This is a genomic window from Burkholderia sp. HI2761 (assembly GCF_002223355.1).
Lineage (GTDB): Bacteria > Pseudomonadota > Gammaproteobacteria > Burkholderiales > Burkholderiaceae > Burkholderia.
In genome coordinates this window covers 2,527,063-2,539,510 of record NZ_NKFN01000007.1, presented here as the reverse complement: position 1 = coordinate 2,539,510, position 12,448 = coordinate 2,527,063, and the positions used below count along the sequence as shown (strand labels likewise).

The window sequence follows — 12,448 nt, the reverse complement described above, 5'->3', positions numbered from 1 at the left end:
GTCGGTCGGCAACACACGACCGCTTCCTGCGTCACGCGGCTGCGCTCAACGCGTCGCGGACGGCACGCCGAACCACCGAGTGGCCGCATGCGTGGCTGCGTCGATGTCCGCATCGTCATCGCAGGCCCATGCGACGAAGCCGTCGGGGCGCACCAGCACCGCACGCAGTCCGAGCCGGTCTTTCGCATCGCTCGCGATATAGGCGATCCGGTCGCGCCAACGGTTTGCCAGTGCCCGAAGCGATGGATTCGCATCGAAGTCCAGCAGCACGCCCTTGCCGTGCCTGGCGTGTTCGCCGAGCCGCGTGCCGTCGGCCAGTTCGAAGTCGGGAACGCCGTGGCCCACGAGCGGATGGCCGCCGCCGAGATCGTACGCGAGCGACACGCCCCACAAGCGTTCGGCGAAGTACGTCGCGCCGTCGCGCGTGTCGACGAGATCGCGAATGATCGCCGCGAGCGCGCGCGAACTCGGGGACGGCCGCATCAGCGCGACCTGCGCACGCGACCAGTCGAGCACGCGTGCGCCCACCGGATGCCGTTCGTCCGTGTAGCTGTCGAGCAGCCCGTCCGGCGCGTCGCCGCGGATCGTCGCGGCCAGCTTCCAGCCGAGATTCATCGCATCGCCGAGCCCGAGATTGAGCCCCTGGCCGCCGAGCGGCGAGTGGATGTGCGCGGCATCGCCCGCGAGCAGCACGCGGCCGTTGCGGTACGTCGATGCCTGGTACGCGCGATCGGTCCACGTGGCCGCGAGCCGGAGCGCGGTCAACGTGACGGCGGTGCCGGACACGCGGCGCAGGACGGCCTGCGCATGCTCGAGCGTCACCGGCCCGCTCCGGTGGAATGCGCTGCCGTCGAAGTCGACCAGCGCGACGGTTCCGGGCGGCGTGTACGTGTACATCCCGGCCGCCGTGTGGTGACGGCCCGGCAGCAGCGCGCCCGGATCGGCGAACTCGGCTTCGATCGAGTAGCCGGTGAACTCGGCGTCGGTGCCGGTGAACGCGAAGCCGCCGGCCTTGCGGACCGCGCTGCGGCCGCCGTCGCAGCCGACGAGCCAGCGTGCGCGCAATGTCTCGCCGCCCGCGTACAGCGTGACGCCATCGTCCGACTGATCGAAGCCCTCGACGGCAAGGCCGCGGCGGATTTCGACGCCCGTTGCGTGCGCACGGGCGGTCAGCACGGATTCGACCCGCGCCATGTCGGTCGCCATGTGCGTGCCGGCCGGGCCGGGCAGATGGTACGGCCACTGCGACGCATCGACGTCGTCGTGGAAGAACTGAATGCCGGCGAAATGGCCGGCCGGACGACGCGCCTGGCGCATCCAGTGCGCGGTGTCCTTTGCATGAGGCGCCAGCGCGATGCCGTCGAGCAAGCCGCGACGGTAGAGCGCGTCGATCGTCGGCGCCGACAGGCCGCGCATGCCGAACGGGAGATGCTTCAGCGGGGATTCCGGCTCGTCCGCCTGTTCGACCACCAGCACGGAGACGCCGGCAACGCGCAGCTCGCACGCGAGAAACAGGCCGACAGGGCCGGCTCCGGCAATCACGACATCATGGGTCACGGGCAGATTCATCGGGGATCGGGGGCTCGGTTTCAGGCCAGGGCGGCCCGGTGTGATCGAGAGGGCGGTACGCGCCGGTATTGCGCTCTCTTCGGGGAAATAATGGAATGTCGTTCCATTGACGAGATTTGTTACGCCAGCAGCCGAAGCGCATCGGCGAGCGACAGCACCGTCGTACGTGATTCGAACGCGGTGGCGAACAGATGCTCGTGGACCACCGGGTCCGGGTCGTAGCAGCAATCCTTGACCGTGTAGAGGCGGAAATCGGCGTCGCTCGCGTGGGCGATCGACGACAGCATCACGCCGGTCGATGCGATGCCGACCATGATCAGCGTATCGACGCGTTGTGCGACGAGCCGCGCCTGCAGATCGGTGCCGAAGAATACGCTTGCGCGGTGGGCGATGATCAGCGGTTCGTCGGGCTGCCTGGCCAGTTCGGGGCACGGGGCGTCGTCGATGAACAGGCCGAGCTGCTTGATGCCCTGGCCATTCTTGTTGCGCGGGCTGACTTCCGGATAGCCGGGGCTGAAGCGGAGATTCGCGAACCAGACGCCGATGCCGGCGGCGCGTGCCGCGTCGCAGAGACGGCGCGTATTGGCGAGCAGCTCGGGCGCGACCGACGGGAACAGGCCGAGGATGTCGGTCTGGTAATGCATGACGAGCAGCGCGGTTTTTGATGGCGCGATGGGGAAAGGCTGAGCGTGCACGTTGTCGTCATTGGCGGGCGAGCGGGTTGCCATGTCGATATCCGATGCGTTTTCCTCGTTCATGAACGACGTTCTCCAAAAGCTCGGGCAATTTTTCGGTGCTGCCTTATCGGGCTTGCGCGACAGATAGTAGAAGAATCCGGCAAACGGCGCGCGCCAGTCATCCGGCATTCGAGGCAGTGCCGCGTTTCAACAAGTTGGTATGGCCTCGTGGCGCATCTAGCGCGGGACATCCGCGAGTGCGCCGTCAAAGCGCGTGCGTGCGGCATGGATGTCGGCATAACTTCGATCGGCCCAATCGACGAGGGCCGCCATCGGGTCCAGCAGCGATCGACCGAGCGGAGCCAGACGATATTCGACGCTTGGCGGCTTGGTGGGAAAAACGTGACGTGTGACGAGTCCGTCACGCTCCAGATTGCGGAGTGTCTGCGTCAGCATGCGCTTGGAAATGTCGGGGAGGGATCGGCGAAGCTCGCCGAAGCGCTGCGATCGCGTCGCCAACTCCATGATCATGAGCATGCTCCATTTGTCGCCGATTCGGTCGAGCACGTCGCGAACCGCACAGTGGGCGAACTGGGCGTCGCGTGACTGACGTTGATATCGGCCGAATCTTTCGATTGCATTCTCTGCAGCGCTCATTCGGGTTCCCTTCAACTCTTCTGGTAACAAAAAACTGCCTCCTTACGGTGCGAGGCGCAGGTCTCTATGATAGGCCTGCCCTCGAACTTAGACCGTACCTCGAGAAGTTCTCATACCGGCCCCTGTTTCCCGCTTTCGATATTCAGGTGCCGGCGGACACCCGGCTCGCCATGGATCGAAGGCGCTGCCGCGGCTTTTACCTGGGTCGAGTGTCAGTTATCGATGCTCGAAGGCAATACTGATTTCAGGAGAAACCTATGTTTTTGGTAACAGGAATAACAGGACGCGTCGGCGGCGCAACGGCCCGACACCTGTTGGCGCGAGCCAAGAAAGTCCGTGCGCTGGTCCGGAATCGCGACAAGGCGATGCACTGGGCGGATCAAGGCGTGGAACTGATCGAAGGCGACTGGAACGACGCGGACGCAGTCGCGCGGGCGCTCGAAGGGGTGGAAGGTGCATTTGTCATGCTGCCCGGTGTCTGGGCTCCGTCGCCGGATTTCAGCGAAGCAAGGGGTGTGATCGCGAACTATGTCGACGCGCTGACCAAGGCACCGCCGCCGCGGGTGGTCGCACTCTCGTCGATGGGGGCGGACAGAACCAGCGGGTTGGGAATGATCACGGCCCTGGCACTTCTGGAGCAAGGGCTTCGCGACCTGACATTGCCGATTGCCTATGTGCGAGCCGGCGGTTTTTTCGAAAACTTCCTTTACGGCTTGCACGTCGCCCAAGGCGGCACGCTGCCTGTCTACTACAACCCGACGAGCCGGAAATCGACCATGGTCGCGACCGACGACATCGGTGCCGAGGTGGCGACGCTGCTGACCGGGCCGGCGTGGTCAGGGCATCGCGTCGTCGAGCTTGGCTCGATGTTCAGCGCGGATCAGGTCGCGGCCCAACTGGGCGAAATCATGCAGCGCGACGTCAAGGCCTTCGCCATCCCCCGGGCCGAGTGGCCGGCAGCATTCGAACGGTTCGGCATCCCGAAGGGCCAGACCGGGCCGGCCGAAGCGATGTTCGATGCCGTCAACGAGGGATGGATGGACCTCGGTGTCGACGGGACGGAGCACGTCGGGGGCACGACGCTTCCTCGCGACGTCTTTGCGGCAGCCTACAAGGCCGCCAACACTTGAACCGGGGCAGTCACATCGAGAGCGGGGCGCGTAGGCCGCCTTTTTCGAGCCGCGGCAGTCAGCGGTGATTGGCTGGCTCGTCGACGAGCCAGCCACACTGGTTTACGGCGGCACGCGGATCAGACAAGGAGCAAGAACGAATGTCCAGGATATCGTGGCACCAAGTATTGCCGTTGTTGCTGGCGGCTTTTTTCGTCGCGGGATCGCTCAGCAACATCGTTGCCCCGCGATCCATCATCGACGAATACCTGAAGTGGGGATATCCGCCGGGGTTCCATTTCGTCACCGGCGCGCTGGAACTCACGACCGCCATCCTGCTGGCGCGAACGAGGACGCGACTGTGGGGTTCGGCGCTCGGCTGTGCCGTGATGCTGGCTGCGCTCGCGACCGTCGCGTTCCACGGCGAATACGGACATGGCGTGGCGCCGCTCGTCGCGGCGATACTATCGAGTGGGGTCGGCTGGATCACCTGGCGCAAGCGGCTCGCCGTCGGTTCCGTGGCAAGAGCCTGAGTTTTATGCGGCCGTCAAACGCTTGAAAGCATGCTGAAGGTGCTGTTGGGAATCCGGTTGTAGGTTTCAAATCGCGTTGCGCCAGATGAGGCATGCCTGACTTCGCCCCCTCAAAAAATCGACCTTCCCGTATAAGTCGTCAACCACTCCAACGCCAGCGTCCCCGCCAACGAATTCCCGTTCGCATCCAGCCCCGGCGCCCACACGCATACCGCCATCTCCCCCGGCAGCACCGCGACGATCCCGCCGCCGACGCCGCTCTTCGCCGGCAGCCCGACCCGGTACACGAAATCGCCGGCCGCATCATAGGTGCCGCAGGTCAGCATCAGCGCCGACAGCCGCTTCGCGGAACTCGAATCGATGATCCGCTCGCCGGTCGCCGGCGCGACGCCGCCGTTCGCAAGAAACAGCGCGGCGCCGGCGAGCTCGACGCAGTTCATCGTGATCGCGCACTGGCGGCAATACGCGTCGATCACCGTATCGGGCGGCATCTGCATGTTGCCGAAGCTCGCCATGAAGTGCGCCATCGCGCGGTTGCGCTCCGCGTGCTGCAACTCCGACAGCGCGACGCGCGAGTCGTAGTCGATGTCGTTCGCGCCGATCAGCCGCCGCACGAATTCGACGAGCGCCGTCTCGGCCTTCACGAAGCGGCGGCACAGCACGTCGGTGACGACCAGTGCGCCCGCGTTGATGAACGGATTGCGCGGCTTGCCGCGCTCGCTTTCGAGCTGGACCAGCGAATTGAACGCGGTGCCGGACGGCTCGCGGCCGACCCGTTCCCACAGCGCGTCGCCCAGCAACTGGAACGCGAGCGTGCACGCGAACAGTTTCGAGATGCTCTGGATCGAGAAGCGCTCGTGCGCGTCGCCGACCGTGTAAACGTTTCCGCCGAGCGTCACGACGGCCATCCCGAACTTGTCGGCGGGCACTTTCGCGAGTTCGGGAATGTAGTCGGCCACCCGTCCCTGGCCAATCCAGGGGACGAGTTCGGTGTGGATGCGTTCGAGGGTCGTCTGGTAATTCATCACGTCAGGCAGGTAAAGGCATGGCCGGATTCCGGCGAGCCCGTATGGAACCGTCCCGGCGCCGATTCGTCAAGCGCGGCCGGAATCGCGCCCTTATTTTCAAGACCGGCAAACGGGCGAGCAGCGGGCGCAGTATCATGCGGTACGTTTCGGCCGAGGGCCGGCGTCCGGCACCGGCCGGCGCCGCCGCGGCTTCCCCGATGACTCGACCGCCGCCCATGTCTTTTCGCATCCTGCTCGTCGAAGACGACACCCGCTTGTCCACGCTGATCGCCAGCTACCTGCGCAAGAACGACTATGAAGTCGATACCGTGCTGCATGGTGACGCCGCGGTGCCGGCGATCCTGTCCATTCGCCCCGATCTCGTCATCCTCGACGTGAACCTGCCTGGCAAGGACGGCTTCGAAATCTGCCGCGAGGCGCGCAAGCAGTACGACGGCGTGATCATCATGGTGACGGCGCGCGACGAGCCGTTCGACGAGTTGCTCGGCCTCGAATTCGGCGCGGACGACTACGTGCACAAGCCGGTCGAGCCGCGCATCCTGCTCGCGCGGATCAAGGCGCAACTGCGCCGGGCGCCGGCGCGAGCGGCCGAGAGCACCGCGCCGCAGCCGGAGCGCTACGCGTTCGGCAAGTTCTCGATCGACCGCACCGACCGTACCGTCATGCTGCCCGACGGCAGCACGCCCGACCTGACGTCGGCCGAATTCGACCTGCTGTGGGCGCTCGTGTGCCATGCGGGCGAAGTCGTCAGCCGCGACGATCTGATGCTGCAACTGCGCGGCGTCGAATTCGACGGTCTCGACCGCACGATCGACGGGCGCATCTCGAAGCTGCGCCGCAAGCTGCGCGACGACGCGAGCAACCCGCAGCGGATCAAGACGATCCGCAGCAAGGGTTATCAATTCAGCAAGCACGCGTGGGAATGACGCCGCCGTCGCGCGACGCCGTCACGTTCCGCGTGGGCATTCCGCCCGCCGGCCGGGAGCCGCGATGATCCGACCCACCCGTTCGCACCCCGATGCACCACCGCTGCCGACGCTGCGCTACGTCAAATGGCGCTGGCTGCATTTCCGTCGCGCATGGACCGACACGCGCGCCGACCGCATTCCGAGCTGGTCGCGCCTGTACGTGCGCACCTACCTGCATCTGCTCGGCCTCGTCCTGCTGACCGCGCTGGTGCCCGCGCTCGCGCTGTGCGTCGAATTGTCGCCGCAGGTCGTGTGGCATGCGTTCGACTCGCTGCCGGGCGACATCTGGATCGTGCTGGCGTTCGTGTTTACGGCGCCCGCGCTCGCCGCGTACCGGTGGATGCGGCCGGTCTGGTCGGATCTGGTGATGGTGCGCGAGCGCGCGATCGACTTCACCGGCGGGCGTTTCAACACGCGCGCGCGCGAATCGCACAGCGTGATCATCGGCCCGCTCGCGCGCACGCTGAATGCGCTCGCGATGCGCATGGAGCGGCTGATCGCCGCGCAGCGCGATCTGACGAACGGGATCTCGCACGAACTGCGCACGCCGCTCGCGCGCGTGCGTTTCGCGCTCGAAATGCTGCGCGAACCGGGTTCGGCGGCCGAATACCAGGGCGCGCTCGAGAGCATCGCGCAGGACGTGACCGAGCTCGAGGAGCTGATCGACATGAGCCTCACGTATGCCCGGCTCGAATACAGCTCGCTGCAGTCGAACATCGAGATGACCGCGCCGGTCGCGTGGTTCGAGCACCAGGTGAACGACGCGCAACTGCTGTATCCGGACCGTGCGATCGAGTCGCGTATCGCGATCGGGGCGGATTTGCGCGTGAAGATGGACCGGCGGCTGATGTCGTATGCGATGCGCAACCTGTTGCGCAACGCGAGCAAGTACGCGAAATCGCGGATCGTTGTCGGAATCTCGCTCGTGCACGGCAACATCGAGATCTTCGTCGAGGACGACGGCCCCGGCGTGCCCGAGGGCGAGCGCGAACGGATCTTCGACGCGTTCGTGCGCCTCGACCGTCGCACCGGCGGCTACGGGCTCGGCCTGTCGATCACGCGGCAGGTGCTCCACGCGCACAACGGCCGGATCGCGGTCGTCGATCCGGTCGAGCTCGGCGGCGCGCGCTTCGAGATCAGTTGGCCGGTCTAGGGCTACGCTGCGCGAGGACCGATCCGCGGCAATCGTGACGACGAAGGCTGCCGGCGAGCGCACCGACGCCACGGATGCCGCCGAAGCGGCATCCGCGCATGCTCAGTAGGTGCGGCCGAGCTGCAGGTAGAAGTTGCGTCGGCCGCCGGGCGCGAGCGCCACGCCGATGTAGACGGGCCCGAACGCGGTCGACAGGCTCGTGAAGAACGTGTAGCTCTGCTTGAGCGCGCCGCCGCCGATCTGCTGGCCGCTGGACCAGACGTTGCCGACTTCCGCGCTGGCGCCCACCGACAGCGCCTTGATCGGCGATGCGTTGAACGTCATCAACTGGTTCATGTACGTGACCTGCCCGTACGCCAGCTCGTTGCCGTTCAGCTGATCGGCCGCATAGGCGGACAGATGCTGGAAGCCGCCGAGCGTGAAGTTGAACGCGTTGATCAGGTTGGTGCCGCCGATGCTCTTGCCGCCTTCGATCGTCGCGCTGACGCTGTGCCGGCCGAACTGCTGCGCGATCATCGCCTTGCCGTAGATCTCGGTATAGGGCGCGTTGTTGATCCCGTCGTCGAATGCCTGTGCCGAGCCGCCGTTGCGCGACACGAGCGAGCGTTCGATTCGCAGTTCGCCGAAATAACCCTTGCGCGGGAACATCGGATCGTCGAGCTGATCGATCACGAACCGTGCCCGCGCGATCAGCGCCTGGGACGTGAAGCTCGGCCACAGCAGCGTCTGGCCGCTGCCGTTGTCGAACGGCAAGTTGTAGGTCGGCGAGCCGTGCCCGGTCACGTAACCGAGGCCGATCCGGAAATCGCCGAGCCGCGCGATCGGCAGGCCCAGATCGATTCCCGCCCGTGCCGTCTGCATCAGGTACTGCGTGATCTTCACGTCGCCGGAGTCGTCGTACAGGTTCGCATAGCGACGCTGGTATTCCGCGTACGGCGACAGGTACACACCGTACGCGGACGACAGCGGCTGGCGCAATTCGACGCGGGCCGACTGCAGGTCGCTCCCGATCGTCGTGTCCGCGCGGAATTCGAGCCCCGATTCGGTGAGCCACGGCCGCCGGTAGCCGACGTGCAGGCGGAAACCGCCTTCGTCGGTCGAACTGCTCGACATGCCGAGCCCGAACAGCAGGAAGTTGGGCCCCCAGTACTTCTCGCGCGCGTCGATCTCGAGCACGTTGTCGTCGCCGCGGCTCACGATCTGCTGCGTGACGCTCTCGAAGTTGCCGCCCGTCGTGAGCCCGAGCAGATCCTGGCTGACGGTCTTCGGATCGTAGATGTCGCCGGGTTTCACATGCAGCGCGTTGCTGACGACGCGCTTCGGCACGCCGCCGCTGGTCTTGATGTCGATGCGCGTGATCCGGATCGGCGGCGGCAGCGGCTGCGCGTGCGCGGACCGGTAGGCCGCGTACTGTTCCGGCGTGAGCGCGAAACGCCGCAGCTTCGGCAGCGCCGCGGTCGCGGCGACCTCGCCGGCGGCAATCGCCTGCTTCGCGTTCTGGAAATCGGTGAACGCGAGCGAGCCGAGGTTCGGCGTGAGCAGCACGTCCTGCGCGTCGAGCTGCTTGCGCTGCGCGGTCACGTTCTGGCGGATCAGGATGCCGACCATCTGCTGCATCACGTCGGCAGGCGACGCGAGCGCGTCGAGCGGGCGCAGTTGCGAGCCGATGTCGACGGCGATCACGATGTTCGCGCCCATCTGCCGGGCGGTGTCGACGGGCAGGTTGCTGACGAGCCCGCCGTCCACCAGCGCGTGCCCGTTGATCTCGGCCGGCGCGAACAGGCCCGGCATCGCCATGCTCGCGCGAATCGCGAGCGGCAGCGAGCCGTGGTCGAGCACGACCATCTGGCCCGTCTGCAGGTCGGTCGCGACCGCGCGGTACGGGATTGGCAGGAGGTCGAACGGCTGGTTGGTCGGCACGGCGGCCGTCCAGTTCGCGAGCAGCGCCTGCAGCCGATTGCCCTGGACGAGGCCGACCGGCGCCTTGACGCCTTTCTTGCCGAAGCCGAGCGTCAGCCCGTTGATGTACAGGCGTTCGTCTTCCCGGCTGGTTTGCGGCAGGTCCGCGCGGTCCGTCACGTCGAACGCGATATCCGCCAGATTGACTTCCGACAGCCGCTTTTGCATCTCGTCGGCCGCCATCCCGCTCGCGTACAGGCCGCCGACCACGGCGCCCATGCTGGTGCCCGCGATGCAGTCGATCGGAATCCGGTTGTCCTCCAGCACTTTCAGGACACCGAGGTGTGCGTAGCCGCGCGCGCCGCCGCCGGACAGCACGAGGCCGATCGACGGGCGGCCGGCCGGGCCGCCGTCGGCCGTGCAGGTGTGCGTCGACGCGGCGGGTGCGGCGGCAGCTGCGGCGTTGGCGGCAGCGGCAACGGTCCGGGCAGCGGCGGATTCGGTGGCCGGCAGCGGTTGGGCGGCGACCGTGCAGCACCAGAAGGCAACGAGCGCCGTGCAGAGCGGGCGCACCGGCGCCCAGCGGAAGAAAACGGTCGCTGTCATGGTGAACATACCTGGCGTGATCGTGCGTCTGAGGCCTGCCGGGAGCAGGCAAGACCGAGAGATTACCGTGTTTTACAGGCCCAACGCGAGAGGCCGTTGCGTAGCCGGACGTGCCCGAAACGCCACGTTCGGCAATTTCGTCGCGAAAAAATCACGGGAATTGCCTAAAGTATCGGAACGATTTGCCGCTAAGCTCGTGATGGGGCGGCATGGACGCGCGGCAAAAAGTGCGGCGCGGCTGTCCCGGCCCGTTCCCTCACAAAGGTTTGATATGTCGACACCGCTGTTCGGAAAGTTGTTTTCGCAACCCGTTGCGATCGACCCGGGAACGGCAAGTACGCGGATCTATACGCACGAACGCGGCGTGGTGCTGAACCAGCCGTCGGTCGTCTGCTTCCGCAAGGGCGGCGCAAGCGACGCGCGGCCGATTCTCGAGGCCGTCGGCGAGCTCGCGAAGGCGTTGCTCGGCCGCGAACCGGGGCATCTCGAATCCGTGCGGCCCATGCGGCACGGCGTGATCGCGGACGCGCACGCGGCCGAACAGATGATCCGCAGCTTCATCGACATGTCGCGCACCCGCTCGCGCTTCGGCCGCCGCGTCGAGGTCACGTTGTGCGTGCCGTCCGACGCGACGGCCGTCGAGCGCCGCGCGATCCGCGAGGCCGCGTTCGCGGCCGGCGTATCGGAGGTCGAGCTGATCGAGGAATCGCTCGCGGCCGGGCTCGGCGCGGGTTTGCCGGTGACTGAGCCGGTCGGCTCGATGGTCATCGACATCGGCGGCGGGACGACCGAAGTCGCCGTCATCGCGCTCGGCGGCATCGTGTACCGCGAGGCGATTCGCGTCGGCGGCAGCCAGTTCGACGCGGCGATCGTCAACCATGTCCGCAACCTGTACGGCGTGCTGCTCGGCGAGCAGACGGCGGAGCACGTGAAGAAGACGATCGGCTCGGCCACCAGCGCGGTGCCGCGCACGTCGACCCGCGCCGTCGGCCGCAGCATCGGCGACGGCCTGCCGCGTTCGGTCGAGCTGTCCAATCACGACGTCGCGGACGCACTGGCCGCGCCGCTCAAGCAGGTGATCGGCGCGGTGAAGTCGGTGCTGGAAAACGCGCCGGCCGAACTCGTGACCGATATCGCGAATCGCGGCGTGGTGCTCACCGGCGGCGGCGCGCTGCTCGCCGATCTCGAACGCCTGCTGTACGACGAGACCGGGCTGGTCGCACGGGTCGCCGACGAGCCGGCCACCTGCGCGGTGCGCGGCGCCGGCGAGGCGATGGGGCGGCTCGCGATGTGCCCGGCCGATTGAATCGGTCCGGGCCGCGCGGCGCGGCCATTCGCATTCTTTCGATCTCCGTATTGCCGGCCCGCTTACCCGGGCGCGCACTGTCGGTCATCGTGCCGAAAGGCCGGTAGCAGCCCGGCATCGGTCCGCCGCGTGGACACGCGCGAGCGCGCCATGCTAGCGTTACGCGCCCATGCGGGGCCGGGCCAGCCGATACGCCCGACGACCTGAGAGACCGAAAACCTTGAAAGACCACACCAAACGGGGCTTTGCGACCCGAACGGGCCGCCTGCTGGCCGTCGTCGCGTGCATCTGGGGCGCCGCCGCCGTCGCGCTCGTCGGATACGGGATGCGGATGCCGAGCGAACCGGCCGACGTCGCCGTGATCTTCGGCAACGCGCTCGACGACACCGGCGCGCCGAAGCCCGTGCTCGCGGCCCGGCTCGACGTCGGCGTGCGCTGCTACCGCACGGGGCAGTGCCCGGCGTTTCTGGTCAGCGGCGCGATCGACGGCCCCGGGCTGAACGAGGCGACGGCCATGCGCGACTACCTCGTGGCGCGCGGCGTGCCGGCCGACCGGATCGCCGTCGACGACCAGGGCGACAACACGCTCGCGACCGCCCGACACACGCTTGCCTACCTGCACGCGCATCGCCTGTCGCGCGTGCTGATCGTCAGCCAGTACTACCATCTCGCGCGGGCGCGCCTCGCGTTCGAGCGTGTCGGCATTGCGCGGGAGAACATCTCCGCCGCGTACCCGCGCCGCTTTCAACTGCGCGATGTCTATTCGAGTTGGCGCGAGGTGCCGGCCTATGTCGTCTATGCGGTGCGTCTGTGGGCGAATCCCGATGCGCGACCGGTCTCGTTTCGGCCGATGCTTTATCTGATGAGCCTGTTTTCGTGATGTGGTGACCTCGGGAGCGCGCGCTTTCGGCATGCGTGGTTTCGTTGTTTTCTCCGGGTTCCC

General features: G+C 66.9%; 11 protein-coding genes. 6 read left to right on the top strand and 5 right to left on the bottom strand.

Annotation, left to right across the window (positions count from 1 at the left end; translation table 11 throughout):
- Positions 1-45: 45 nt before the first annotated feature.
- The 3 genes from CFB46_RS29080 to CFB46_RS29070 form a co-directional block, all read right to left on the bottom strand.
- Complete coding sequence (locus tag CFB46_RS29080; RefSeq protein ID WP_089502132.1) at positions 46-1,569, bottom strand: FAD-dependent monooxygenase; 1,524 nt, start codon at positions 1,567-1,569, stop codon at positions 46-48.
- Between the two features lie 119 nt (positions 1,570-1,688).
- Positions 1,689-2,327 (bottom strand): isochorismatase family cysteine hydrolase, encoded by a 639-nt coding sequence (locus tag CFB46_RS29075; protein ID WP_089502410.1) that lies wholly within the window; start codon positions 2,325-2,327, stop codon positions 1,689-1,691.
- 156 nt (positions 2,328-2,483) lie between these two features.
- Positions 2,484-2,903 carry a winged helix-turn-helix transcriptional regulator gene (locus tag CFB46_RS29070; protein WP_089502131.1) on the bottom strand — a complete coding sequence of 140 codons (420 nt, stop codon included), beginning with the start codon at positions 2,901-2,903 and terminating at the stop codon, positions 2,484-2,486.
- Between the two features lie 257 nt (positions 2,904-3,160).
- On the opposite strand from CFB46_RS29070, the gene CFB46_RS29065 reads away from it, so the two are divergent.
- Positions 3,161-4,033 carry an NmrA family NAD(P)-binding protein gene (locus CFB46_RS29065; protein ID WP_089502130.1) on the top strand — a complete coding sequence of 291 codons (873 nt, stop codon included), beginning with the start codon at positions 3,161-3,163 and terminating at the stop codon, positions 4,031-4,033.
- A 140-nt stretch (positions 4,034-4,173) separates the two neighbouring features.
- Complete coding sequence (locus CFB46_RS29060; protein WP_089502129.1) at positions 4,174-4,545, top strand: DoxX family protein; 372 nt, start codon at positions 4,174-4,176, stop codon at positions 4,543-4,545.
- 110 nt (positions 4,546-4,655) lie between these two features.
- Here the strand turns inward: CFB46_RS29060 and CFB46_RS29055 are convergent, their stop codons facing one another.
- Positions 4,656-5,570: a glutaminase gene (locus CFB46_RS29055; RefSeq protein WP_089502128.1), complete on the bottom strand. Its 915-nt coding sequence runs from the start codon at positions 5,568-5,570 to the stop codon at positions 4,656-4,658.
- Between the two features lie 218 nt (positions 5,571-5,788).
- On the opposite strand from CFB46_RS29055, the gene CFB46_RS29050 reads away from it, so the two are divergent.
- A complete protein-coding gene (locus CFB46_RS29050; protein ID WP_089502127.1) occupies positions 5,789-6,499 on the top strand; it encodes a response regulator in 711 nt (236 codons plus the stop codon).
- A 64-nt stretch (positions 6,500-6,563) separates the two neighbouring features.
- Entirely contained in the window at positions 6,564-7,694 is a 1,131-nt protein-coding gene (locus CFB46_RS29045; protein ID WP_089502126.1) for an ATP-binding protein, read from the top strand.
- Positions 7,695-7,796: 102 nt separating this feature from the next.
- Here CFB46_RS29045 and CFB46_RS29040 read toward each other — a convergent pair whose 3' ends face one another.
- Positions 7,797-10,199 carry a patatin-like phospholipase family protein gene (locus CFB46_RS29040; RefSeq protein WP_089502409.1) on the bottom strand — a complete coding sequence of 801 codons (2,403 nt, stop codon included), beginning with the start codon at positions 10,197-10,199 and terminating at the stop codon, positions 7,797-7,799.
- A gap of 271 nt (positions 10,200-10,470) precedes the next feature.
- Between CFB46_RS29040 and CFB46_RS29035 the strand changes: the two genes are divergently transcribed.
- Together CFB46_RS29035 and CFB46_RS29030 are read left to right on the top strand one after the other, a co-directional pair.
- Positions 10,471-11,505, top strand: a complete 1,035-nt coding sequence (locus CFB46_RS29035) for a rod shape-determining protein (protein ID WP_027781186.1) — start codon at positions 10,471-10,473, stop codon at positions 11,503-11,505.
- A 220-nt stretch (positions 11,506-11,725) separates the two neighbouring features.
- Positions 11,726-12,385, top strand: a complete 660-nt coding sequence (locus tag CFB46_RS29030; protein WP_089502125.1) for a YdcF family protein — start codon at positions 11,726-11,728, stop codon at positions 12,383-12,385.
- The last annotated feature ends 63 nt before the right edge of the window (positions 12,386-12,448 follow it).

Bases quoted from the DNA above. Each gene is read 5' to 3' on its own strand.
- CFB46_RS29080 (WP_089502132.1), bottom strand. From the start codon at position 1,569: ATGAATCTGCCCGTGACCCATGATGTCGTGATTGCCGGAGCCGGCCCT.
- CFB46_RS29075 (WP_089502410.1), bottom strand. From the start codon at position 2,327: ATGAACGAGGAAAACGCATCGGATATCGACATGGCAACCCGCTCGCCC.
- CFB46_RS29070 (WP_089502131.1), bottom strand. From the start codon at position 2,903: ATGAGCGCTGCAGAGAATGCAATCGAAAGATTCGGCCGATATCAACGT.
- CFB46_RS29065 (WP_089502130.1), top strand. From the start codon at position 3,161: ATGTTTTTGGTAACAGGAATAACAGGACGCGTCGGCGGCGCAACGGCC.
- CFB46_RS29060 (WP_089502129.1), top strand. From the start codon at position 4,174: ATGTCCAGGATATCGTGGCACCAAGTATTGCCGTTGTTGCTGGCGGCT.
- CFB46_RS29055 (WP_089502128.1), bottom strand. From the start codon at position 5,570: ATGAATTACCAGACGACCCTCGAACGCATCCACACCGAACTCGTCCCC.
- CFB46_RS29050 (WP_089502127.1), top strand. From the start codon at position 5,789: ATGTCTTTTCGCATCCTGCTCGTCGAAGACGACACCCGCTTGTCCACG.
- CFB46_RS29045 (WP_089502126.1), top strand. From the start codon at position 6,564: ATGATCCGACCCACCCGTTCGCACCCCGATGCACCACCGCTGCCGACG.
- CFB46_RS29040 (WP_089502409.1), bottom strand. From the start codon at position 10,199: ATGACAGCGACCGTTTTCTTCCGCTGGGCGCCGGTGCGCCCGCTCTGC.
- CFB46_RS29035 (WP_027781186.1), top strand. From the start codon at position 10,471: ATGTCGACACCGCTGTTCGGAAAGTTGTTTTCGCAACCCGTTGCGATC.